The 25,328-nt window shown below is 44.6% G+C and carries 23 protein-coding genes; 5 read left to right on the top strand and 18 right to left on the bottom strand.

Annotation, left to right across the window (positions count from 1 at the left end; all coding sequences use genetic code 11):
• Positions 1 to 12: 12 nt before the first annotated feature.
• Together MKY92_RS14625 and MKY92_RS14620 are read right to left on the bottom strand one after the other, a co-directional pair.
• Positions 13 to 447, bottom strand: a complete 435-nt coding sequence (locus MKY92_RS14625) for a ribonuclease domain-containing protein (protein WP_339301464.1) — start codon at positions 445 to 447, stop codon at positions 13 to 15.
• A 261-nt stretch (positions 448 to 708) separates the two neighbouring features.
• Entirely contained in the window at positions 709 to 1,470 is a 762-nt protein-coding gene (locus MKY92_RS14620) for an alpha/beta hydrolase (protein ID WP_339301463.1), read from the bottom strand.
• Positions 1,471 to 1,608: 138 nt separating this feature from the next.
• Between MKY92_RS14620 and MKY92_RS14615 the strand changes: the two genes are divergently transcribed.
• The 3 genes from MKY92_RS14615 to MKY92_RS14605 all read left to right on the top strand — a co-directional run bounded on the left by MKY92_RS14615 (position 1,609) and on the right by MKY92_RS14605 (position 4,517).
• A complete protein-coding gene (locus tag MKY92_RS14615; RefSeq protein WP_339301461.1) occupies positions 1,609 to 2,220 on the top strand; it encodes a TetR/AcrR family transcriptional regulator in 612 nt (203 codons plus the stop codon).
• A 26-nt stretch (positions 2,221 to 2,246) separates the two neighbouring features.
• Positions 2,247 to 3,128, top strand: coding sequence for an AraC family transcriptional regulator (locus MKY92_RS14610; protein ID WP_339301459.1), 882 nt, complete (start codon positions 2,247 to 2,249; stop codon positions 3,126 to 3,128).
• 108 nt (positions 3,129 to 3,236) lie between these two features.
• On the top strand, positions 3,237 to 4,517 hold the full coding sequence (locus MKY92_RS14605; protein ID WP_339301457.1) for a glycoside hydrolase family 27 protein: 1,281 nt from the start codon (positions 3,237 to 3,239) through the stop codon (positions 4,515 to 4,517).
• A 65-nt stretch (positions 4,518 to 4,582) separates the two neighbouring features.
• Here MKY92_RS14605 and MKY92_RS14600 read toward each other — a convergent pair whose 3' ends face one another.
• The 7 genes from MKY92_RS14600 to MKY92_RS14570 all read right to left on the bottom strand — a co-directional run bounded on the left by MKY92_RS14600 (position 4,583) and on the right by MKY92_RS14570 (position 13,077).
• Complete coding sequence (locus tag MKY92_RS14600; RefSeq protein ID WP_339301794.1) at positions 4,583 to 5,953, bottom strand: MFS transporter; 1,371 nt, start codon at positions 5,951 to 5,953, stop codon at positions 4,583 to 4,585.
• A gap of 71 nt (positions 5,954 to 6,024) precedes the next feature.
• On the bottom strand, positions 6,025 to 6,615 hold the full coding sequence (locus tag MKY92_RS14595; RefSeq protein WP_339301456.1) for a TetR/AcrR family transcriptional regulator: 591 nt from the start codon (positions 6,613 to 6,615) through the stop codon (positions 6,025 to 6,027).
• Between the two features lie 197 nt (positions 6,616 to 6,812).
• Complete coding sequence (locus MKY92_RS14590; protein WP_339301455.1) at positions 6,813 to 7,868, bottom strand: NAD(P)-dependent alcohol dehydrogenase; 1,056 nt, start codon at positions 7,866 to 7,868, stop codon at positions 6,813 to 6,815.
• A gap of 105 nt (positions 7,869 to 7,973) precedes the next feature.
• Positions 7,974 to 8,336, bottom strand: coding sequence for a hypothetical protein (locus tag MKY92_RS14585; protein ID WP_339301454.1), 363 nt, complete (start codon positions 8,334 to 8,336; stop codon positions 7,974 to 7,976).
• 122 nt (positions 8,337 to 8,458) lie between these two features.
• A complete protein-coding gene (locus tag MKY92_RS14580) occupies positions 8,459 to 9,187 on the bottom strand; it encodes an amino acid ABC transporter ATP-binding protein (RefSeq protein WP_339301452.1) in 729 nt (242 codons plus the stop codon).
• The gene (locus tag MKY92_RS14575; RefSeq protein WP_339301451.1) at positions 9,180 to 10,628 is read right to left on the bottom strand and encodes an amino acid ABC transporter substrate-binding protein/permease; all 1,449 of its coding nucleotides are present in this window, start codon (positions 10,626 to 10,628) and stop codon (positions 9,180 to 9,182) included. Before MKY92_RS14575 ends, MKY92_RS14580 begins: the two co-directional genes overlap by 8 nt.
• A 343-nt stretch (positions 10,629 to 10,971) precedes the next feature.
• Positions 10,972 to 13,077 (bottom strand): serine hydrolase domain-containing protein, encoded by a 2,106-nt coding sequence (locus MKY92_RS14570; protein ID WP_339301450.1) that lies wholly within the window; start codon positions 13,075 to 13,077, stop codon positions 10,972 to 10,974.
• Positions 13,078 to 13,361: 284 nt separating this feature from the next.
• On the opposite strand from MKY92_RS14570, the gene MKY92_RS14565 reads away from it, so the two are divergent.
• Positions 13,362 to 14,792 carry a PLP-dependent aminotransferase family protein gene (locus tag MKY92_RS14565; RefSeq protein ID WP_339301449.1) on the top strand — a complete coding sequence of 477 codons (1,431 nt, stop codon included), beginning with the start codon at positions 13,362 to 13,364 and terminating at the stop codon, positions 14,790 to 14,792.
• 45 nt (positions 14,793 to 14,837) lie between these two features.
• Positions 14,838 to 15,458, top strand: a complete 621-nt coding sequence (locus MKY92_RS14560; protein WP_339301448.1) for an SDR family oxidoreductase — start codon at positions 14,838 to 14,840, stop codon at positions 15,456 to 15,458.
• 94 nt (positions 15,459 to 15,552) lie between these two features.
• On the opposite strand, the gene glyA is transcribed toward MKY92_RS14560, so the two are convergent.
• The 9 genes from glyA to MKY92_RS14515 all read right to left on the bottom strand — a co-directional run bounded on the left by glyA (position 15,553) and on the right by MKY92_RS14515 (position 24,791).
• A complete protein-coding gene (glyA, locus tag MKY92_RS14555; protein WP_339301447.1) occupies positions 15,553 to 16,797 on the bottom strand; it encodes a serine hydroxymethyltransferase in 1,245 nt (414 codons plus the stop codon).
• A gap of 25 nt (positions 16,798 to 16,822) precedes the next feature.
• Complete coding sequence (locus MKY92_RS14550) at positions 16,823 to 18,028, bottom strand: benzoate/H(+) symporter BenE family transporter (RefSeq protein ID WP_339301445.1); 1,206 nt, start codon at positions 18,026 to 18,028, stop codon at positions 16,823 to 16,825.
• A gap of 19 nt (positions 18,029 to 18,047) precedes the next feature.
• Positions 18,048 to 18,791, bottom strand: a complete 744-nt coding sequence (locus MKY92_RS14545) for a YggS family pyridoxal phosphate-dependent enzyme (protein ID WP_339301443.1) — start codon at positions 18,789 to 18,791, stop codon at positions 18,048 to 18,050.
• A gap of 322 nt (positions 18,792 to 19,113) precedes the next feature.
• Complete coding sequence (gene rbsB, locus MKY92_RS14540) at positions 19,114 to 20,046, bottom strand: ribose ABC transporter substrate-binding protein RbsB (RefSeq protein WP_036615972.1); 933 nt, start codon at positions 20,044 to 20,046, stop codon at positions 19,114 to 19,116.
• 14 nt (positions 20,047 to 20,060) lie between these two features.
• Complete coding sequence (rbsC, locus tag MKY92_RS14535; RefSeq protein ID WP_036615973.1) at positions 20,061 to 21,032, bottom strand: ribose ABC transporter permease; 972 nt, start codon at positions 21,030 to 21,032, stop codon at positions 20,061 to 20,063.
• A 1-nt stretch (position 21,033) separates the two neighbouring features.
• Positions 21,034 to 22,515: a sugar ABC transporter ATP-binding protein gene (locus tag MKY92_RS14530; protein WP_339301441.1), complete on the bottom strand. Its 1,482-nt coding sequence runs from the start codon at positions 22,513 to 22,515 to the stop codon at positions 21,034 to 21,036.
• 14 nt (positions 22,516 to 22,529) lie between these two features.
• Complete coding sequence (rbsD, locus tag MKY92_RS14525; protein ID WP_339301439.1) at positions 22,530 to 22,931, bottom strand: D-ribose pyranase; 402 nt, start codon at positions 22,929 to 22,931, stop codon at positions 22,530 to 22,532.
• A complete protein-coding gene (rbsK, locus tag MKY92_RS14520; RefSeq protein WP_339301438.1) occupies positions 22,931 to 23,809 on the bottom strand; it encodes a ribokinase in 879 nt (292 codons plus the stop codon). The genes rbsD and rbsK overlap by 1 nt, the downstream gene beginning before the upstream one ends.
• Positions 23,802 to 24,791: a LacI family DNA-binding transcriptional regulator gene (locus MKY92_RS14515; protein ID WP_339301436.1), complete on the bottom strand. Its 990-nt coding sequence runs from the start codon at positions 24,789 to 24,791 to the stop codon at positions 23,802 to 23,804. The genes rbsK and MKY92_RS14515 overlap by 8 nt, the downstream gene beginning before the upstream one ends.
• Positions 24,792 to 25,328 lie beyond the last annotated feature (537 nt).

Genomic DNA, 25,328 nt, shown 5'->3' with positions numbered 1-25,328 from the left:
CATTTCCTCCGTTTATTTTATCTGTTCAAATGACTTGTAATGATCTGTCGTCTGGTAGATTAGACCGTCATTCGAGTACAAAATTCGGTCGCTTCCGCGCCGTCCTCCTGAGTAATTTATATCGGCTTCGTACCAGATCCGGCCTTTTTTGTTGGGGAGCAATCCTTCCCGGTTCCTGAACACGTCGCCACCGATGCTTTTGCCTGGAGCGACTTCTCGCAGGTTACCTTCGCTTGGTTCCCATCCCAGATCTCTTGCCTCTTTCTTGGTAATGTAATTTGGTGGGAGTTCATTGTGCTCCGATATATAGTCGGCAACCTCATCAAATCCCATATCCTCCGAAACTTGAGGTGATCCGAGATCAAGCAAAGACTCTGACGTACAGCCTGAGAACAATAATGCAGCGAGGATGATCACTAATGTGTAAGCGAATTTTCTGAAAACCATAATCTTTTCTCCTTTTGATGTTCTTGCTCTTGCTGTCTTCCGTTTTGCTACTATTACGATGACAATGCTTCTAATGTTAACGATATGTGGTAATTAAAGCAATTATATAAACCAATCATTGAGACAAATCCAATCGGTAAAAGCAGCTAAGCCTGCTCTGCTCCATTGATGCATATGCTTATCATTCAACAAAAAAAGCCGCTAAAATAGCGACTTTAATCGTACCACGATCATTACCATTCAATACATTCATTTAGTACATTATTTTAATTTCCCCATCCAGTTCTCTAGGGCTATAGCTACCTCTTCCAACTGCTTTTCTTCTGTAATTGCAGGTTGATTATCTCCTTTTTGCATGCCATATGAGCCAAATTGACCGTGATTTCCACCCTCAATACTCACATATGTCGTGTCTTCCGGAAGATTTGCTTTGGAGTTCTCCCAGTCTTCCCAGTTAAGCACTCCGTCATCCGAGCCTGTAATCTGTAAGATAGACAAGTCAGTATTCTTCACGCTCCCCCCTTCATCTGCATAAGAAGCCAAGAAAAAGACGCCTTCCAACTTCTCATTGTGCTCCGCAGCATACCGTGATGCAAATGACCCTCCCAACGAATGGCCACCAATAACAAACGATTCGTCAGGATGTTCCTCGATAAAGGAATCAGCTTTGTTCTGACCGAAAATCGCCAAGTTTATTGGCATGTTTGCGATGTATACCCGGTGACCTTGTTCTGCCATTTCTCTGGCAAGTGGAGAATAACTTTCAGGTTTGACCAGACCGCCCGGATAAAAAATAATATTCGGTTTGGTTATCTCTGTACCCACGGGTTCAAATCGGTAACCGTCCTTAATCTTAGTGACATTAACCTGAGCATCACTTGTCATCGCCGCTTCAGATCGCTCAGAGGGACTATACGTAACTGAATTGAGATATACAAAAACTCCAGCTGCGATGATAACGATGGACAAGATGGTCCACATGATTATTTTTTTCCATTTGTTAGTACGTTGTGCTGTTTTCAACCTTAAAACCACCTTAGTATGAGGATAATGATATGTCTTTTTTAACTCTCCATAATTATACTTACCGGTAAGTATAATTACAAGATGATTTTGCTTACTATCGTTATTTGTCATAAAATATTCATGGAGGGAAGTCCAATGACAGAAAAATCACCCAAACGATTGCCTGGAAGACCCAAACATGGCAACGACGATATCTCAATTCAGCAAACCATTATTCAAACTGCTTCACAGTTATTCATGGAGTATGGCTACGAAACGGTCACGCTTCAGCAAATTGGCAAAACATGTAGCGTATCAAAACCAACCATTTATTATCATTTCACCAGCAAACCAGAGCTGTTTAAGGTTGCCTTTACAACGATGTTACAGAATGTGAGCCGGTTAACCTCGCATATCCTTGATCAAGCCGAGAATCTGGAGTCGGGGCTTGTTCGTCTGGCAGAGGCCAGACTGGGTAATCCACATGCGGAGATTGAAACCATGCTCAGAGAAGCTGAACCTTTTCTTGAACCAGCTCAAATTCAGGATATACGCAACGCCGAGCATCAGATTCACGAAGTGTTAGCCTACCATTTCCAACGGGCAATGGATGAAAACAGACTTCGAACGGACGATCCGTTTTTCCTGGCAGAGACCTTCTCGACATTGATGTTAATGGGTAATCGGGAAGATAACCTGCATAAATATGGTTCCAACTTTTCGCTAGGCCAGAAGCTAGTAGATATTTTCATTCGCGGAGCGCAGTAAAAATTCAGGGCACAAGGAGAGCTGATATGAATATCCCTAGAGGAACCTATGGGTTTCGATTTGCGGAAGACAAGGAGCTCCAACTGTGTGTACTGTATGCGGCTGGATGTGATTCAATAACCGATCCTTCTTATCATTGGGATGGACTCGAACGTTCGGACGGGCCTCTCCTGTTATTCCAATATACAATCTCGGGTGAAGGTGTGTTTGAGTCGAATAATCGCATTCATCATGTTACCGCAGGACAAGCTTTTTTGACCGAAATTCCGGGAGCTCATCGCTATTACTACCATTCAGCATCAAAAGAACCTTGGGAGTTTCTGTTCCTGCTGTTCAGGCCCACTCTTATTCTGCCCCATTGGCGAAAGTTCCTTCGGGAAGCTGGAGAAGTCCCCTATTTACCCGCTGATTGTACACCCATTCGACTGTTGCGGATGATCGTGACAGATGCGGCAGCAGGCAGAATCACTGATCCTCTGATCGCATCATCCAGCGTATATCAGTTCATGACAGAGTTGACTCGATTACAGAAAACAACATTGCGCAACAGGGAGAATTGGTCTGAAAACATTCAAATAGCCGTTGAATACATAGAAAACAACTACTCCAAAATGATCAGTATCGATCACCTTGCGGAGCATGTTTCCCTTTCCAAATATCACTTTATACGTCGCTTTTCCTCCAGTACAGGTTTGACCCCAGGTGCTTATTTGACTCGTGTACGTACAGAGAAAGCAATGGAACTGCTGCGCGGAACTTCTCTTAGCATTGAAGTCATCGCCGAGCAAGTCGGGTATTCCAGCGGAAGTTATTTTATCAAAGCCTTTCGCAGCATAACAGGCGTTACGCCAGGTGAATTTCGTAGTGGCGGAGAAAGCCTTGTGTACCGTAAATTGTTCTTCGACTAACCGCAATATTTTGCTATTCGACACTCAACATTACTGTAGATATTAATAAAATCCTTTATTATGATGAATTGAGCGAGAGCAATAATTAATCCATAAAGGAGCATTCCCATGAATCATACACTTGCAGCATCAACTCCACCGCTTGGCTGGAACAGCTGGGATTGTTACGGCGCAGCCGTTACGGAAGACGAAATTCGTGGCAACGCCGAGTACATGGCAGAACATCTTAAAGACTTCGGCTGGAGCTACATTACGGTCGACATTCAATGGTACGAGCCTTTGGCCAATTCTTCGCAATATCGTCCGTTCGTTCCACTTATCATGGATCAATATTCGCGGCTTATGCCTGCCGAGAATCGCTTTCCCTCCGCTGCAGGTGGACAGGGATTTAGGCCATTAGCCGACTACGTTCATAGTCTTGGGCTGCAATTTGGCATTCACATCATGCGCGGTATTCCACGTCAAGCTGCACATGCGGCTACTCCGATTCTGGGAACAACCACCACTGCGCGTGATATTGCTCATCCGAACTCCATCTGTCCGTGGAACACAGATATGTATGGTGTTGATAGCTCAAAAGAAGGTGCACAAGCCTACTACGATTCGCTTTTTGAACTGTATGCACAATGGGGCGTTGACTTGGTGAAGGTTGACGATATTGCTGCTTCAAGGCTCTATGACACCCATCAGCCTGAGATCGAAATGATATCCAAATCGATTGAGCGCTCCGGTCGGCCCATGGTACTAAGTCTCTCTCCTGGCCCTGCCCCGGTGGAATACTCAGAATTCTTGGCTGATCATGCCAACATGTGGCGTGTCACCGACGATTTCTGGGACCTTTGGCCGTTGTTATTGGATATGTTCGACCGCTGCCGGACGTGGCAGGGCGTTCCCCAAGCAGGCTGCTGGCCAGACTGTGATATGTTGCCTTTGGGTCATATCGGTATCCGTTCTGTAGATGGTGGTGGAGCAGATCGCTGGACTCGGTTCACGCCTGACGAGCAGTTGACGATGATGTCGCTGTGGAGCATCTTCCGTTCCCCGCTCATCTTTGGTGGTGAACTGCGAGATAACGATGACTGGACACTATCCCTGTTGACCAATCGCGAGGTTCTGCGAATGCATCGTGAGAGTTACGGAGCCAGAGAAGCCTTACGCAAAGAAGATCTTATTGTATGGACTGCCCAGCATACGGATGGTTCCTCTTACGTCGCTGTGTTTAACATCGGTGAGAATGCTCTACCTGTGAATCTGTCCATTGATGAGGTCGGACTGTCCGGCATTACCAAAGGTACTGAATTGTGGAGCCGAGAAGCAGCTGAATTTACAGAGAACTCCTTAGTTACTACTGTACCTGCGCACGGCGTGCGTCTCTATCGGTTTTCCTAAGCTTGCAAAAGAAAAAGAGAGGTCTGTCGTTCATTAGACAGACCTCTCACATTTCATGATTATCGTTAAGATGCACTCGAAGGATGAACAGTTTTGGACTTACGCCCAAATTGCAGCATATATAGCATGGTCATCGCAATAACAAACAAAGCGAGCACAATAAAAATATTACTGTACACAAAAACTGTCTTATCTTGAATCAAAGGGTTCAGTTGAAGCGTGCTTTTTCCCCCGTCAAGCACCTTTCCTAGGGCAGCAGTAGACACAGACACTGCAATGAAGTTAAACATGGATAGCAACCCCATCCCGATTCCAACTTGCTCTTTGGGAAGCGTCTGAGCAATGGTATTTGAGATCGCAATCTGCAGATAAGACTGACCCAGAACACCAAAAACAAGAAAAAAAGAAATCAAGACAGGTGTAGCACCTACTACTAATGATAGGCTTATGAAACCAACAACAAGTAGTGAAGATGCCGTATACAGTAAAAAAGGATTCCCTTTTTCATCCGCAAGCCTTCCACCTTTGCGTCCGAGGAGTGCAGCTACGAGCGCAGAAGGTAGCATAATGACACCTGTCAATGCTGGGGATAGACCATGTACTTCCGAGAGCAATTGTGGCGTAGTAAATGGAATAGCAGGACTGATAGCGACCAGAAGGAATCCAATTCCCATTCCAGCTGAATATGCCTTGTTTTGAAATACGGCCGGTTTCACAAACGGCACTTCCGCATAACGAATACGCATGATGAACAGTATTAATAAGACCATTCCTGTTAATAGAAACCATGCATTAGATTGGGTTAATGAGAGCAACAGTGTAGCAACTGTTCCTGCTAATAACGCTCCACCCAAATAATCCATTTTTTCACTGCCGCCTTTTTCTTCATCTAGGTATTTTCGATAAAAAGGAAGCGTAGCAAGAGAAAGTAATGGGATTACAAAAAGAAATTCCCAACTCAAAGCGCTCGATACAAATCCGGCCACGATCGGAGCAAGGGCATTTCCAAGAGCTATACCAATGGCAGAGGTACCCAAGGCTTGCCCGCGTTTCTCCGGTGCGAAGTATCGAACGGGAATAATCATGGCCAATGCAGGTATGACCGCTGCACCAGCAGCCTGTACGATCCGTGCGATAATAACCATCCAATACTCTGTTGCCACAATCCCCAGAAGAGAGCCTGCTGCCAATATCCAAAGACCAAACGAAATTAGAACCTTCATGCTGTATTTATCGCTAAGTCTCCCGTAAGTCACTGTACCAATCGCATATACAACTAAATAACCTGTAACGATCCAGCTCGCTTGAGAAGCAGTAAGTTGGAACTCTTCACCAATCACAGGTAATACAACATTAAACATCATTCCATTCATGACTGATATAATCAGTGTGAAAACAAGAACACGGAGTAATAACGCTTCTTTATTGGTGTTCATCATACTCTCCTCAATTCTTTTGAATATATTTAGTCTGTCAGTACTTACTGACATTTAAAAGTTTAAAAAAACTAGGGAGTTAACGCCCTAGTAAACGTCCATACACTCTCTGTAATGATACCTTCCAATGAGAGCCCTGGAAAAAGTACATCTTCTTCAAGATTATTTATGAATACGCCATAATTCAATGACATGAATGAAAAAGCTTGCAGTTCAGGATTGATTTTAACCAACTTTCCTTTATCATACATGATATTAAAGTAATTGGTTAGAATATCCAAAAGTTGTTGAGGATGCTTTACCGTTCTCTCTCTATAACCGGGTAGATGCTCTACTTCCTTCAGACTAATCATAAACAATTTTCGATTACGGTTCATGATGTTATGATATGTCTTGCTGATCAGCAACAAATCTGTATACAGATCCCATACGAGTTTTTCATTGAAGATCCTTGTCATCTCTTCTGCATAATGATATTGGTCAAAGGCAGTCTCTAACAAGTTTTGTTTGGTTCCAAAGAGACGAAACAAGGTTTTCTCACTTAGTCCGGCTGTTGTGGCTATTTCCTGTGTCGTCACACTTTTATAGCCTTTTTTTGAAATTAAATCGATAGCCGTCAACATTAATTTTTCTTTACTGCTAAGATTGCTGCTAATGGACATGTCTATATATCTCCTCCCTGGATGTCAGTAATCACTGTCATGGATGAAATAATAACTAATGAGCTTGTTGTTGTCAAGGTATATTTCCAATAATACTTGAACGCACAAAAAAAGCCGCTAACTTAGCGACCTCGAAGGAAATATGATCTTATAATTTTGATATCGAATGACAAGCTACCTTCATGATGCCCTTCTATTCATAAATCTATTTTCTTGATGGAGATGACGGCTTTTCCTTTCACACGACCTTCTCCAATATCTTGAATGGCCTGAGCTGCTTCATTTAATGCGTACTCGCGGTGAACAATCGGCAAGACATGGCCTGATTCAACAAGTTCTCTCCATACCTCTTGATCCTCATGATTCGGTTTATGGATGAGAAGCATTATTTTCTTATGTTCAAATTTGGCAATGAACGGTGCACATATCAGATTGAGAAGAATGTGCGGCATTGGACCTCCGATCATCACGTACCTGCCTCCGCTAACTAGTGCACGTTTCAAAGCCAAAACCGAATGCTTCCCGATGACATCCAGAATCAGGTCGTATTGTACACCTACTGCAGTGAAATTCGCTTTCCTATAATCCAACACATAGTCAGCTCCCACAGCATGCAACATGTCGAGCTTTTCAGCACTGTCAACGCCAGTCACCTCAGCCCCAAGCAATTTGGCATATTGGATGGCAAATGTCCCGACTCCACCACCTGCGCCATTAATCAGAACACGCTGTCCCTTTTGCAGCTCTCCCCGATCACGTAAACCTTGCAAAGCCAGAACGGCTGCCTGAGGAATAGCTGCCGCTTGCACATAGTTGATACCGGCGGGTTTGGGTGTCAAGGCCTTCTCAGCTGCACATACATATTCCGCGAATCCACCCCACCCGCAACCGGAAAGATCTCCGAACACCTCGTCTCCTGGTTTGAACCGTGTAGCAGAAGCTCCAACGGCGATTACGCGCCCTGCCACATCTGCGCCAAGAATTCGATAACGAGGCTGCCTTGCCGCGCCGATACGGTTAACGAGTGGTTTCCCGCGCAATAGATCCCAATCCCATGAATTTACCGAAGTGGCATAGACCTCAATTAACACTTCGTGATCTTTAGGCACAGGAATGGGCACCTTTTCCAATCGAAGTACGTCTGGGGTTCCGTAAGTATCATACACCATAGCATTCATTGAGTTGATCTGCTCTCCGGGTAATCCTGCTTGATTCGTTTCTTCTTCCATGATCATTCTCCATTCGATAGACATATGTGTATCCATGGTCAATTACGCATACCCAGTCTTCCCGTCAAAACAATGATACGTAAACCATTTTCAGTGGTTTCAATCAAAATAAGCAGAATGTTGGAATACTTAAATTGCGAGATCATCCATGGCTTGTACGGCCAGATGAAATGCTTTAATCCTTCTTTCTAGAAGAGTCTTTTGTGGGCTACCTTCTTTGGAATTGGCATACATGCTCTCTAGAGATGGGAACAATCCCATCAAGACAAGACGAGCTTCTGCGATATCTTCCTCCGTGTAGGGATGAGATTTCTGATTCCATACCTTTTCCAACAGTGCTAGGCCGATGTATAAAGCTTGGAGACGTTTCTGTAACAATGTTGTGTTATTCCTTTTCTGAGTCATATTCACTAAGGCATTTTCCGATTTGCGGATGGTTGATTGAAAGGCTTTAATGGATTGCAGTTGATCTTCTTGTGACACGTTTTCCATGGAGTATAGACCTCACTTTCTTGGCTTAGTTATAATCCGTCTTTCTATTAAATCACCTCATAAATATAACAAAAAAAGCCGCTTAAATAGCGACTTTCAATGTGTTCATTCTCGATTCAGTTCTAGAGTACCTTCTCCAAAAAGCTGATCGTCCGTTCATTCTTCGGATTTCCAAATATCTCTTCAGGAGTGCCCTGCTCGACAATATAACCACCGTCCATGAAGATCACACGATCAGCTACTTCACGAGCAAAACCCATCTCATGGGTAACAATCATCATCGTCATGCCTTCGCTCGCGAGGTCCTTCATAACACTGAGGACTTCTCCTACCATCTCAGGGTCAAGCGCCGACGTCGGTTCATCAAATAACATAACATCCGGATTCATAGCAAGCGCACGAGCGATAGCAACCCGTTGTTTTTGTCCACCTGACAGTTGCGTTGGATAGCTGTCTGCTTTGTCAGACAGACCCACACGGTCAAGTAATTGGAGTGCTGTATCACGCGCCTTCTGTGCATTTAATATCCCGAGTTCTCTAGGTGCAAACATGATGTTTTTAAGTACACTAAAATGAGGGAACAAGTTAAAATGTTGAAATACCATACCAATATTTTCACGAGCTTTGTTCAAATTGGTTTTAGGGTCATTCAGATCCTGATCATCCACGATCACTCGGCCTGCCGTGATGGCATCTAATTGGTTGATGCAGCGCAAGAAAGTACTTTTTCCCGAACCGGAAGGTCCGATGACACAGACGACTTCTCCTTCGTTGACCGCCACATCAATTCCCTTGAGGACCTGATTCGAGCCGAAACTTTTCTTCAAACCTTCAACTTTTATTTTAGCCACGACGAACCTTCACCTCCAGATAATCAGCAATTTTGGTCAATGTGATGATAACAATCAGATACATAACCGCAACCGTTAACCAAATGTCAAAAGAGGAGAACGTTCTTGCAATAACAATTTTACCCGATTGTGTCAACTCTACGAGCCCAATAACGGACAAGATTGACGTATCCTTCAACGTGATAACCATCTGGTTAATGAAAGAAGGAATCATAACACGTACCGCCTGCGGAATAACGATCTTTATCATCGCTTTGCGATAAGGCAGGCCCAATGAACGGGCAGCTTCCATTTGACCACGATCAATCGATTGAATCCCGCCTCGGATAATCTCGGTTACGTACGCCCCTGCATTCAGACTAAGTGTCAGAATGGCCGCCAGGAACAATGGCATCGTGAAGCCCATCGCCTGTGGAATCCCGAAATAGATAAAGAATGCCAGGACAATCAGCGGAATACCGCGGAAGATATCCACAAATACGGTGGCAACACCACGAAGGAATTTGTTCTGTCCCACCTTCATGAATCCGAAAATCAGACCGATGATAAATGCGAAAAACAGGGACACAATCGTGTATAAAAGTGTGTTTCCCAGACCTTTAAAAAGTGCAGGAAGAGATTTCTGAATTAGCTCCCAGCGACCTTGATTAGCAACAGTCAGAGCGTTCTCACCCAGATATGTCTCGGTAATGCGCTTATATTCACCGTTAGCTTTGATATTGGCGAGACCTGTATTAAACATCTCCAGAAGCTCTTGGTTTTTCCCCTTGCTTACTGCAAAACCGTAAGGAGCGCCTTCTTCTTTGTCGGTAACAATTTTCAAACCGTTGTTCTGATTAACTCCATAGGCCAGTACAGGATAATCTTCAAAACAGGCTACGGAATTACCGGTTTTTACATCTTCATACATTTGGTATGACTCATCAAACGGAACGATCGTAAATCCATACTCTGAAGCGATGGACTCTGCAAAACTAAACCCTTCTGTTCCGGTTTTCACGGCTACCTTCTGTCCACGAAGGTCTTCATAACTCTTAATTGTGTCATTGTTGGCACTAACACCCATAACGACACCTGATTCAAAATAAGTATCAGAAAAATCAAATTTTGCTTTTCGCTCATCCGTAATACTCATCCCTGCGATCACACCATCGACTTGATTCGCCTCAAGTGCCTGTACAGCTGCGTTAAATCCCAGGGATTTGATTTGATACTTGAAATTTTGATCTTTGGCGATGGCATCCAGCAAATCCATGTCGATACCAACAAAATCACCATTCTCATCTTCATATTCGAATGGAGCAAATGTGACATCAGTTCCGATAACATAGGTTTTACCGGAATCGGACGCTGCAGCAGCGTTCCCTACCCATCCTGATAGACCGCTCACCAGGAGCAGCATCAGTGAAAGTATAAAAAATGAGATCTTCGTTGTTTTCATGTGTCCTCCCCGTCTCGGTATTGTCCGAATAATCATTATTTTCTTTGGAATCGGTATTACGGTTATGCTTTTTGTCGATCTTCTGCCCATTTGATTGTTATTATTTACTGTATTTTAACAATCAATGCTTTGCCTTTCCACTTGCAACATTTTCCTCCATCATTTTTTCCAATCAGTAAAAGTCCTTTTAATACTTACCCTCCAGGTAAGCTTTGCGAAACCCAGTATTACATCGTGAATCTAAAAAAAGGTACATTTACTTTAAAACGTATTATTTAAAATTTAAAACTCAAAAAAAGCCGCGTTATCCGCGACTTTCTGTTGTACAGTTTTTTATCATCTATTAATTTTCTCTGGTTGTCAATACAATCTCGAACTTCGAGCCAGCTTCACCCGCGAACACAATGGTTCCATTCTCAGGCAATACAATTTCGTTTTGTCCACTGACCACCGTATGATTCATGCCTACGCCTGCTTGGTCGTATACAGCAAATGCGCTGTTTGAAGACATCTTGACCGTCATTTCTTTACCTGCAGCTGATGCTGGAATCGAATACCATGTGGCATGACCATTCGCTTGAATGGTTGTCTTTGATTGTCTTCCCGTATAGATCGGTTTTATAATTTCTTGAGCAGCATAAACGTTGCCTCCAGCTGTAACGTATTCCACGCCATTTTCCTCATAGAAATTAAACTCCATCGTGTCACGGCCTGCTAATCCAGGAATTTGCAATTGGTTCACAGCTTGGTTAGCTCCAACGATTTTATTCGTGTAGACATAACCCGGTAGCTCATTAAAAGTATGAATGGGAATCATCGGCATCGCTGCGTTGTACAGTGTTGATGTGTATTTTTCATTAACCAACACGTAGGCTTTGCCTTCCCGTTTCTGCCATGCGGCCTTTGCTTCTTCCGACAATTCATTGGTTTCAAGCTTTTCTGCCTTATATTCAGAGGAAGCAACTTGCCCAAGCCCAGGAACAGACTGATACGAGCGAGACCACAAATATGTGTTCCCGTTGACTTCCTGAACGAATTTCAGCTTTTCCGTAGCCGCATCATTAACAAATGAGCCATCAGCGGTGTACGTATAGGTCTGATCAGGACTGTTAGGAGACGACAGATTAGATAGCGTTAATTGCCCATCATCTGTTACGTCCATCTTCATTAACATGTTTGCCCCACCCGCGTACATGCCTGTGTGCTGTGTAAGCTCCTTCGGCATGGTTGCTTTCACCGGTGCATCATGTGACTTCTCCGGTTTACGCTCTGGAATGATATTCTTCTCCTCAAGCGCACTAAGCAACAGCTCAGTTGCCAGCAATTGATCCGTTGAGCTATGACCACCCGAAGAGGTTACGGCAGCAGCCATATTATACTCCGGTAACACAATCAAGGAGGAATGATAGGTTATTGTATTGCCACCTTTGCTTACTGCCTGGATGCCGTAATCATTAAAAGGAAACAGGTCCACGCTGTCCCAGCCCAGGCCGTAACCAATGGACGAATCGCCTTCTTCTGGCCACATGCCTCTCTTGTATTCTTCTTGCTCCATGGCCTCTACGGATTCCTCCGAAAGAACACCTTCAACCTCATCTGTAAAGATTTTCGAGAACCGAACCAGATCTTCAGCGGTGGAATAGATGCCTCCCGAGGCAATCATATTTGTTGTCTCTAATGGAAGTTTCTCCTCATCCGAAGGGGCATATGTTGCTGCCATCTGGCTAAAGTCCACAATATCCTGCGGTGTTTTGGTATGCTCCATACCAAGGGGTTCAGTTATGTACCGGTGCATGAAAGTTGTGAAGTCCATGCCGCTGACCCGCTCAACCAGAATTTCAGCCAATGTAAAACCGTCATTACTATACACCGAGTATGTGCCAGGATCGGCCTTCAGATGTTGCGTCGCCAATTGTTCCAGTAACGTATCATGTGCATAGGTATCATTATCTCCAAACAGTATTGCACTGTTACTTGACGTTCCTAGAAGTCCGGATGAATGATTCAGTAACATGCGTGGTGTAATCTGTTGGTAACGCTTGTCTTTCATTTCAAAGTCTGGAATATACTTCACGACAGGCTCATCAAGATCGATCTTGCCTTGGTCAACGAGCTTCATTACGGCGGTTGTGAGCACCATTTTGCTGGTTGATCCAATGCCATACATGGTATCTGAAGAAAGCGGGATGTTGTTTTTCAGATCATTTTTGCCTGCCTGACCGGAGATCACAATCTCGCTCTCATCCATCAGTGCGTACTGCACACTTGTCGTAGCGTATGATTCAGTGAGTACCTTGGCCTTTGCGCTTACTGCCTTTTTAGTTAGATCATACGTAGGGCTACTACCGTTACTGGTAGCGGGTGTGGCCATGGCCGACATTGGGGACATCATTGCAAACACCAAAGTTATGGCGGCGATAGACGTTCGTTTCTTTCGTGTCAATCTCATCTTCTCCTGTCTAGTCTATGGATTAGGAATCTCTGGGTTATTACTCCCGTAGTGTAACCGAAGAAGATGAACTGTCTGTGGCTTGAATATGAATCGAGTATGAACCAAGCAGGATCAACCCAAATAGGTTGGACACACAGTAAAAATCGCTGTAGTCCAGCTTTATTTTGTTTGCAAATTAAACTTTTGCTATAATGGTATATCAATCAATGGAGTGCCAATAACATGACTAAATACATAAATAAATGCAATCCATAATTCAGGATGAGTAATGGAGTGAAACAATGCTAAAAGTTAATCGGAATGACCATCGCCCGATCTGGCAGCAACTTTTGGATCAAGCGATTCATAATATCACAACCGGGAAATGGCAACCAGGCGAATTGCTGCTTCCATCACGCGAACTTGCTCAATTAATTGGTGTTTCACGGTCAACCATACAGATTGTGTACGAGGAATTATTCAGTCGAGGGTATACGGTAACTTCCCGTCGGGCCGGGACAAGGGTTAGTGATTGGACCTATGCACCTCGTTCATCAGAAGGCGTCACGATGCAAGGGCCTACCCCCCCCGAACTGCCTGCACTGAACGAATCGATTGGTCATCTGCATAGTTGGTTTGGCAATAGGGACAATCGCAAAATAGAAATTGATTTTAATCCCCACGAGCCTTATCTGGATGAAAGTTTCACAAAAGCCTGGAGGCAATCTTTTTTACAAGCTTCCACTGAACCCAATCTGGATATATGGACTTATGGCGATGCCAGAGGGTTACTGGCATTAAGAGAACAGATTCAGCGTTATTTGTCACTTGAACGAGGCATTCATATCGATGTTGATCAAATCTTGTTAACCTCAGGTGCACAACATAGCATTGATTTAATTGCCCAAGCACTCTTAAGTGAGGGAGACACAGTTTCCGTAGAAGATCCCGGCTTTCCTGCTGCATGGATGGCGATGAAATACCGCCGGATGCAAGTCGATCCCGTTCCAGTCGATGAGTATGGATTAAGTGTAGATCATATTCACCCACAGACGAAACTCGTATTTGTCACACCTTCTCATCAATGCGCCGTTGGTGTTATTATGTCGGAGCCACGCAGGCAACAATTGATGCACTTGGCAGCTCATCATCGATATTGGATTGTTGAGGATGACTACGATAGCGAATTTAGGTACCGTGGAGATCCGCTTCCAACTATATTTAGTCAGCAACCTCAGAATACGCTTTATATGATGAGTTTTTCTAAAATGGTTGCACCTGGCATTCGACTATCCGCTATCATCGGCCCCAAAATAGCCATTGATCGCCTTACTCAAGTTCATGAATTAACCTATCGTCATCTGCCGATTATGGAACAATTAACGCTAACTCATTTTATTGAGCGTGGTCATTTTATGCGCCATATGAGAAGAGTTCGGAACATATATCGACGCAGACACGAAGTCATGACCAAAGCCATTGTTGCTTCTGGGCTAGGCTCACGATTTACATTAAGTGGTGTGGAAACGGGATTACATATGCTTCTAGAATCTGAAACGTCATTTGACGAAGAAGCGCTGACAAATGCTGCCCTTGATCAAGGTGTACGCGTGTATCCGCTTAGTAGATATTGCTTGGAGAGTCATCGAAAAGGATGGATATTAGGTTTTGCGAAAGTGGATGAGGAGCAGATTGAGGAAGGCATACATCGGCTTGCAAAGATTGTATTATGATGGAGAACATGCTCTCCAATCGGATTCGAAAGGATGTTTTTTGTAATGAACATTTTAGTGTTAGGAGCCACCGGACGGGTTGGAAGTCATTTCGTCTCTAATGCCCTACGTTCCAATCATCATGTAACTGCACTGGTTAGAAGCCCGGAAAAGGTACAAATCAACGATGACAATTTCGTTCTACATCAAGGAAACGCTTTAGTCAAAGAGGATATTCATTACGCCATACAGGGTGTGGATCTCGTTGTTAGTTCCTTAAGTACCGATGGAACAACTACATTATCGCAATCCATGGGACATATTGTTGAGGTTATGGCTCAGGAGCGTATCAAAAGAATCATTACCATTGGTACAGCAGGAATATTGGAAAGTCGAACGGATCCTGGCTTGCTTCGTTTTCAATCCCCTGAGTCCAAACGTAAGTCCACGCGAGCAGCTGAAGAGCATCTGGAGATGTACAACATTCTGAAGGCTTCAGAGTTAGAATGGACCATCGTGTGTCCTACCTACTTATTTGATGGAGAATCTCTTGGTAAGTACCGGGTTGAGCGCGACTATTTGCCTGACGGTGGAACTTCTATATCTGTAATCGATACTGCGGAGTTTGCTTATCAGCAATTAATGTCTGATGAGTATGTACAATCTCGTGTAGGTATAGCCTACTAGGGCCGTCTTAGTTTCAATATAAACAAGCACATTACGAGCCTGCAATTGTTATCCATCAGGAACAATTGCAGGCTCTATTTGTGTCTGCTGTGAGCTATTTAAGCCCTTCATATAGAGGAAATTGCGAAGTGATTTCACGGACACTACCTAATATTTGATTTTTCACATTCGAGTTCTTTGGATTTTTAAAAGCAAGCCCTATCAACTGAGCAATTTCTTTCATTTCCCTGGCTCCAAGCCCTCTTGAAGTCATAGCCGGAGTTCCAAAACGAATACCGCTTGTAACCAAAGGACTTGCCGTATCGTGAGGAATTGCATTTTTATTCGCCGTAATCCCTACTTCATCCAGTAAAGCTTCGGCTTCTTTGCCTGTAAGGCCCATAGTTCGTAAGTCAACCAACACGATATGATTATCTGTTCCTCCCGATACAAGGGTAAGTCCTTCATTCATTAAAGTTTCTGCCAATACGTTGGCGTTATTCAGAACACCTTCAATATATGTTGTGAACTCGGTTTGCAATGCCTCGCCTAATGCCACCGCTTTCCCCGCGATAACGTGCATGAATGGCCCGCCCTGAGTCCCCGGGAATACAGCTTTGTCAATCGCCTTTGCCCAGGACTCCCGGCAAAAAATGGCTCCCCCTCGTGGTCCTCGTAAGGTCTTGTGTGTGGTGGTTGAAACAAAATGGGCAAGTGGTACCGGGTTAGGATGCAAACCTGCCGCAACAATTCCTGCTATATGCGCCATATCTACAAAGAAAAGAGCTCCCACTTCGGCGGCAATCTGGGCAAATAATTCAAACTCAATGGTCCGCGGGTATGCACTTCCACCTGCAACAATCATGCGTGGACGATACTTATAAGCAAGTTTACGTACTTCGTCAAAGTCAATGCGGCCCGTCTGTGCATCGACACCATATGAAACAAAATTGTAAAACCTACCTGAAAAATTAACAGTACTTCCGTGTGTTAGATGACCACCCTGGGATAGATTCATGCCAAGTATTGTGTCCCCAATCTCAACCGAGGCAAAATATACTGCCATGTTGGCCTGAGAACCGGAGTGAGGCTGCACATTCGCATGTTCAGCGCCAAAAAGTGCTTTAAGGCGGCTATTTGCTATCTCTTCGACTGTATCGACATGCTCACACCCGCCATAATATCTTCTGCCCGGATACCCTTCCGCATATTTATTGGTCAATACCGAACCTGTTGCTTCCATCACAGCTTGACTTACAAAATTCTCTGATGCAATCAGTTCTATCTTATCCCGCTGCCTTCCAAGCTCTTGCTGGACAGCCATTCCTATTACTTTATCTTGCTTCTCCAAATGTTTCATGAACATCTTCCTCTCAATATTACGGTTATTTATTCGTTCCAAGTTGTTTTTTGGGAAATTTACTATTCATCAGTAGATGTGCCATCATTCCTGCAAACAGTCCCCAAAATGCACCACCCACACCAAGCAAAGTCACATTCGCTGCTGTCGCCAAAAACGTAATCAATGCAGTTTCACGTCCCTTAGGGTCCGTTAATGCATTGGCAAGACTGCCACCGATGGTTCCAAGTAAGGCCAATCCCGCTAATGTTGCAATAAAAGTAGCAGGAAGAATCAAAAACAGAGCAGCCAATGTTACGCCAAAAATGCCGATAAAAATATAAAAAACACCACAAGCAATACCTGCAATATACCGCTTCGTTGAATCCTCATGTGCATCTTTCCCTGTACAAATCGCTGCTGTAATAGCTGCCACATTAAAAGCATGTGATCCGAATGGGGCTGCAAGAAGCGAACCCAAACCTGTTACAGCTAGAATAGGATTGGCACTTGTCTTGAATCCATCATTACGCAGAACAAGCATTCCGGGCATATACTGCCCTGTCAAGGTAATAATGAACAGCGGTAGCGCAACGCCAAGTAAAGCATTTAACGAAAATGCTGGAACAACAAATACAGGCGATGCTACAGCCAATTGGATCGTACTGAAGTCTGTTTTCCCCATGCATATCAAATAAATCAAGCCGATTGCCAATATGCCAACAATGGCGTAACGGGAAGTAAACCTTCTTAGCACGATATAGCCTGCAAACAGTACAATCACAAGCAAAGAATCTACCTTCGCCCCTCCAAAGGCCGAAATACCAAACTGTAGTAAAATACCGGCTAACAATCCGGAAGCGATGCCTGGGGGAATAAGTCGAACGAAACGTTCAAACATGCCTGACAAACCTAAAATAATAAATCCGACTGCTGAAATCATGTAAGCGCCAATAGCTTCTGGATAAGGGGTTACCGCTAATGCTGAAACGAGAAACGCCACACCCGGTGTAGACCAGGCTGTAATAATCGGTTCCTTATATCGATAACTGAGCCAAATTCCTGTTACTCCTACCCCAATCGAGATGGACCAAATCCAGGAAGCGGTCATTTCCGGACTTAAACCAGCGACTTTTGCAGCTTGAAAAACAAGGATAAACGTTCCCCCGTAATTAACAATTACGGATATTAAAGCGGCGATCACCGGCGATATCAAATCACGGCCACGTAACGAAGGGGATGCTGTCTTCATATTTAACACTACCTCTCACTTAATCATCGATGCGTGTGTTTTCATTCCAGTAATACTCGTCCGGTAAGTAGCGTTGACCAAATACACTTGTCCCTACACGTATCATTGTAGCTCCTTCTTCAATGGCGACCTGGAAGTCACCAGACATACCCATCGATAAAATATCCATTTCTACGCGTGGAATATTTTTCTCTTTAATCTGTGAACGGATCTGGTTTAACAATCGAAAACAATGTCGCGTTTCTTCGTTCGTCGCATTCAGTTTTCCAATCGTCATTAAACCTTTCACGTTCAATGTCTCGAATTGAGTTAACTGTTCTACAAGCTCAACGGCTGTTTCTGGAGAGGCACCAAATTTACTTTCTTCGTAGGACGTGTTAATTTGCACAAGAATGTCTAAGGTCTTATTCTCTTTGAGAAGCTGGTTATGTAACGCTTGACCCAGTTTCAGACGATCTACGGAATGAATGAGAGTAACATATTTAACAACCTCCTTTACTTTATTTGTTTGCAGATGTCCGATAAAATGCCATTCCACCTGCTTGCTTTGTTCCATGAGTGGGAATTTGTCTCGGAGTTCTTGAGCTTTGTTTTCTCCAAAGAGGACCTCACCTGCTTGAATAGCTATTTGTAATTTCTCAAGCGGTACCGTTTTGGTCGCGAGCAACAACTTGATGTCCTCTATGTTGCGACCTGAAGCCTGGCAGGCCAATGCCATTTGCTGTCTTACAGCTTGAAGATTTTCTTCTACTAGATGTTTCATGTCAGCCACCTTCTTTCTATTCCGAACAGGAATGTATCAATGAGATTAGCTCCTCCTTATGTTGTGAAGACTGTGTAGAACGTCATGCTAGTATAGCAACGCATGGATTGGATATACATATCCAAAAATGCTCTTTTGGAGCAGTCCAAAATGACAAAGTGGACATTAATTCAATTGGGGCACCTTTAATATGCTTTTAAAAGTCAATAATCTGATTGATGTGATGCTCGCACGCTTCTTCCAAAATGAAAAAAGCCGCTAATTTAGCGGCTTGGTTTAGTCCTATGTTCATGTCCAAGAAGATACATGTTTTATGATGTATTTACTCATTCACATTTTCCTTCGTTACCAGCTTCAATTCAGCGGGAATCGATGACTCCACCTGCTTGCCACTGAGCACATCCAGAGCTGCTTGCAGCGCCAGTTGGCCAATCAGTATAGGCTGCTGAGCGACTGTTGCCGTCAATTTCCCATCCTGAATGGATTTGATTGCATCATCATTACCATCGAATCCGATGACCGGAATGTCTTTACCTGAGCTTTGAATCGCTTCAATCGCACCAAGTGCCATCTCATCATTATGAGCAAATACTGCCTGCACGTCAGGATTACCCTGAAGCAGATTCTCCATGACATTTAATCCTTTGGACCGATCGAAATCAGCAGATTGTTTGGAAACCACATCAAGTTGCTTGTCAGCCACTTCATGGAAACCTTTACCCCGTTCTCTTGTTGCGGAAGCACCAGGCACACCCTCAAGTTCAATGACTTTTGCTCCCTCACCCAGTTGTTCCACAAAATATTCAGCTGCCATGCGTCCACCTTTAACGTTATCAGATGCCACTAGTGCCGCCACTTCGCCTTTATCTGCGGAGCGATCCAGCGTGATTACAGGAATGCCCACACTATTAGCGGATTGAACCGCTGTGGAGATCGCTGCAGAGTCCGCAGGGTTAATTAGCAGTGCACTAACGCCTTGCTGAATGAGATCATCCACATCATTGGTTTGTTTGGCCGAATCGTTCTGCGCATCCACCACGATGACCTGTATTCCCTGTTTTTTGGCTTCGGCCATTACCCCGTCCTTCAGTGATACAAAGAATGGATTGTTCAGTGTAGATATCGACAAACCTATTTTCTTCTGTCCGTTACTTTTGTTTGGGTTAGGTTTCGCCCATTCCGGTGGCTCCAGAGAGCACCCGGCCAGAACGATGATCATCAGCATACTTATGAGTGTTACAGTCCACTTTTTCATATTCGCTTCTCTCCTTATGCTGTTTTCTTGCGGTCCAGCAGGACAGCAATGGCAATGACGATACCTTTTACAACCATTTGATAAAATGAGTTTACTTCAAGCAAGTTCAATCCATTATTCAACACGCCGATAATCAGAACACCGATCAGTGTACCAACGATGCGTCCGCGTCCTCCAGCAAGACTTGTACCACCCAGTACAACTGCTGCGATCGCATCCAGCTCGTAGGATGTACCTGCCGTTGGCTGCGCTGAATTCAAACGTGATGTCAGAATTGCACCTGCCAGAGCAGCGAGCATACCTGTTAGGGAGTAAATCATAATTTTCACGCGATTCACTTTGATACCCGAGATAATGGAAGCTTTCTCATTACCACCGATGGCGTACGTTTTGCGGCCAAAAGCCGTTTTATGCAAAACAATCCACAGAATCATGAAGGTAATCAGCATCGTAATTGCAGGTACCGGAATGCCCAGCAGGTAACCGCGGCCAAACAGTTGGAACAACAGATTATCGCCGAGGCCTGTAATTGGATTACCATTGGTGTACACCAATGTTAGTCCCCTGAATATCGTCATGGTAGCGAGTGTAGCGATAAACGGAGCCATTTTGCCTTTGGTAATCATCAGTCCGTTCACCATACCCATGACACCACCGAGTGCTACACCAATAATGATGGACAAGATCGGATCCAGGCCGGACAACATCATGTTTGCTACAAAAGCACTGGATAAAGCCAGGATCGATCCAACTGACAGATCAATTCCACCCGTCAGAATAACAAACGTCATACCAAAGGCTATCAGCGCATTAATCGAGACTTGACGCAATAAATTCAAGATATTAAGTGGTTCCAAGAAACTTGGATTCAACACCGATACGATGAGAATAAGAATGATTAAGCCAAGTAGCGGTCCCAATTTTTGTATCACGTTTGAGAAACGGAATCCGCTTTTAGCCGTTTTGTTTTCCTGCATTGTTGTCATATCACTGTCCCCCTGTGGCCAATGTCATAATGTGTTCTTGTGTTGCTACTTCCCTTGCAACCTCGCCACTGATGTGTCCCTCATGCACAACCGCGATCCGGTCACTCATGCCAAGCACTTCAGGTAGCTCCGACGATACCATGATGATTGCAACGCCGCGGTCAGTCAGTTCATTCATCAATTCATAGATTTCGCGCTTCGCCCCGACATCCACTCCGCGGGTAGGTTCATCCAGGATAAGCACGCTTGGTCCGATACCAACCCATTTCGCAATAACCACCTTCTGCTGGTTACCCCCGGATAGATTCCTTGCCGCCGTCTCGGAGGATTGCGTTTTGATCTGTAGACGTTTGATCAGTGTATCTACGAAGTCTTGTTCTTTGGAAGCTGAGATGAAACCTTTGCTTGAGAAACTGAACAGATTTGGCAACGCCATATTCTCGCGAATGGAGAAGTCTAATACCAGCCCCTCATCCTTGCGGTCTTCTGTAATAAACCCGATTCCATGTTTCACTGCATCTGCCGGTTTACGAATGTTCGCTTTTTTGCCGCGGATGAAGATTTCACCGCTATCCAACGTATCCAAACCAAAGATGGTTCTCATGATCTCTGTTCGTCCAGAACCCATGAGTCCTGAGAAGCCGAGTATTTCCCCCGCTCTCACCGTGAAGTTAATATTCTCGAATAGACCTTTGCTGCTTGCATTTCTTACTTCGAGGACAACTTCACCATACGAAGGATTCCGGACAGGATAACGCTCGGTAAGTTCACGACCTACCATTTTCCGCACCACTTCATCAAAGCTTGTCTGCGGAATAGCTTGCGTGTCCACCGTTCTTCCGTCACGCATGATGGTAATCCGGTCACAGATCGTGAATATCTCCTCCATTCGGTGAGAGATATACACGATGGATACGCCTTCCTTCTTCAGCGAACTGATTACACCAAACAGCTTCTGGATCTCACGCTCCGTAAGTGCTGCTGTTGGCTCGTCCATAATGATGACCTTGGCATCTGTCATTAGCGCTTTGGCAATCTCGATCATCTGTTGCTGCCCGACAGAGCACTCTCCCGCAGGGCGTTCCAGTGGTATGTCTACGGAAAGCTTGGCGAACTGTTCTTTGGCAAGCGCTTTCATTTGTCTTGTATTAAGCAATCCGAACGATGATGTCAGTTCCTTACCAATGAAGAGATTATCCAGCACCGTCATTTCAGGCCATACATTCAGCTCCTGATGTATGAATGTGATACCCAGTTTCTCGGCTTCCTTTGGACTTGCAAAATAGTTTTCTTCTCCGTCGATCATGATGGTCCCTTGGTCTCTCTGATGGAGACCAATCAGAATATTCATCAGTGTGGATTTCCCGGCTCCATTCTCCCCCATCAGGGCATGAACTTCACCATCCTTTAGTTCAAAATCCACTCCGCTCAGCACCTGATTCGTTCCAAACGCTTTATGAATGTCTTGCATCTGAATGTGCATTACGCAACCTCCTTTTAACCGAAATGGACTCCCGATTGTAAAATGCAATTAGCATAGGGTGTGGCTTCACCTGTACGGATGACTGCTTTCACCTGCCGTGTTAATGCTTTGAATTGCTCGTGGCTGACCGAAGCATCGATTGCTTCTACCCCAAATTTCTCTGTGATGAATTGCATGGCTACGGGATTGCCTTCGCGAATCTCTTCAGCCACAATGACTTTCTCAATGACCATATCTTCAGTGATCGCTTCCACCACTTCGCGAAAACTTGGTGTTCCCAGTTTGAGAGCCAGATCGATTTTGACTACCCCGTCCGGTACCGGCAGACCTGCATCCGCAATCGCAATCATGTCCGTATGGCCCAAGTCAGACAAAATCTTGGAAATGTGACTATTCAACATGCCATTTCTTTTCATTACAAGCTCTCCTCTACTTCATCACGCGTCGGCATGCCGCCCTGCGCTCCGAACTTGGTGACGGACAACGATGCAGCCCGATTGGCGAAGCGTATACTCTCTTGCAAGGCCTTCCCTTCTGCCAAAGCAACTGCAAATGCAGCGTTGAACGTATCCCCTGCCCCAGTAGTATCGACAGCCTCAACTTTATAAGTTGGGACTAAAATTTCCTCAGTGCCATCAAAGTAACGTACACCTTTACTGCCCTCCGTGATGAACAACTTGTTAGGATACTGACGTAATGCCTGTGCCGGACTCATGCCCTGAAACAAAATCTCGGCTTCATGCTCGTTCGGCGTGATATATGCGGCATTGTCGATCACTTCTTGCGGCAATGTTCTCGCCGGAGCGGGATTAAGCAACAGCGGTGTTCCGAATTCTGCACATAATATACTCACATGCACAACCGTTTCCTCCGGAATTTCCTGCTGAATTAGTACGATATCTGCATCGCGGATCACTTCAGCTGCTTCATCGACATATGCAGGAGTGACTTCCCGGTTCGCCGCTTCAACCACTATAATACTATTATCACCTTCTGCCAGAATGATATGAGCCGTTCCGCTTTCTGAATGTGTAACCGGTTTCACATTTTGCGTATTTACAGCATTTGCTCTAAAGTTCTCTAAAATATCTTTGCCAAAAGCATCGTCGCCTACCCGGCCGATCATCGCAACCTCGGCACCCAGTCGTGCAGCGGCAACAGCCTGATTGGCTCCTTTGCCACCAGGAACCGTTTTGAAGCTATCGCCAAGAACGGTTTCCCCCGCTCCCGGCCGTCTTGACGAAGTAACAACCAGATCCATCGAACTGCTTCCTATTACACATATTTTAGCCATCTGATCTCACCTTTCTCGTAGTGCCCCGTTCGATGAAACTTACGGGTAACTGTATGTTTTTGTTCTCTATTGCAGCTTGTTCCACAAGCTGGATAAGTAATCCCGCCGCTTCCCTTCCCATCTCGTATGCTGGCTGATGGATGGTGGACAATGCCGGCGATAACAGCCTGCTCATCGGAATGTCATCGAAACCAATCACTTGTACGTCATCAGGAACCTTTCTTCCGATTCGTGATGCCTCATGCAGTACGGCCATGGCTGCGATGTCGTTGCTGGCAATGACCCCGTCTGTGTCCGCATACTTTCTGAATAATTCTTCAGCCCATACACCTGCCTCGTTAATTGAAAATGAGGTCGTCTGGATTACCTTGTAGTCTAACCCAGCATCACGGATGATTTCAATCGCTCCTTCAAAGCGATCTTGAGCGGGTCTGATCTGTGACGGTCCCTGCATAACTGTGATCCGGCGACTGCCGCGTTTGATGATCTCCCTTGCAGCTAGTCTTCCACCTTCCCTGCCGTCCGCATACACGGATGGACGATCGAGTGATGTTCTGTCCAGAAACACAACGGGAATCTTCAGGTTTTCATATATTGAAGAATGAGGGTAGTTCGTTGAAGAGATCACACCGACCACGTTGTTCTGGATAAACGTCTGGATGTAATCCTGCTCCTTCCGTTCATCCTCATCACTATTTCCAAATATCAGTCTATAATCCTGCTCTTGCATCCTGTCCTCTACGCCGCGGGCCAACTGCGGGAAATAAGGGTTGGCGATATCCGGCAACAACAGGCCAATCAGTTTGGACTTGCGCTTATATAATGAGCGGGCCACTTCATTCGGCGAAAAGTTAAGCGCCTTCACAGCATCTTCTACTTTCTTGCGTGTGTCCGCATGAACATAACCTCTATCGTTAATGACCCTGGATACGGTGGCAACAGATACGCCAGCCAGTTGAGCTACATCTTTAATTGTTGTCATAAGTTGCTCTCCTCTATGTGTAACCGGTTACAGACATTAAATTATCATATTCTTTTCTGTTTGACAAGCGTTTTCAATCTGGAAATTTCTCCAAGTATACATGAATGTGCAGTGCTATCCATCTGTATCATGGTTTTCACCTGTCAGGGAGATCGATACTTCATAGACGTAAAGAGGCCATCACTCGATTAAAACTCAGAGTGATGGCACCCAGATCAACATAAGAATCAGCAATCTCGCTGACCTTAAATAGCCTTTAATTTAACAAATTAGGAGTAACATTTTCGAATAAATCAATTCATAGCGTTTATTTTACAACTTCCCGTAAACTTCATCTGTCACTGGTTCCAACCATTCCGGTGTACCCGCAGTGATCGCAATGTGCTGTAGAAAGGAATATATAACAACGGCCCCTCATGAACCGTTCCTTCTTTATAATCTTACCAATTGAAGAGCGGTTCATTAATTTTCATTACAAAACATTGGCGATATGTGATATGGTCAGGGAGGATATTAATAGATTCATACATACATATG

The organism is Paenibacillus sp. FSL R5-0623, assembly GCF_037974265.1.
Taxonomy (GTDB): domain Bacteria; phylum Bacillota; class Bacilli; order Paenibacillales; family Paenibacillaceae; genus Paenibacillus.
This window is presented reverse-complemented; position numbering and strand designations above follow the sequence as displayed.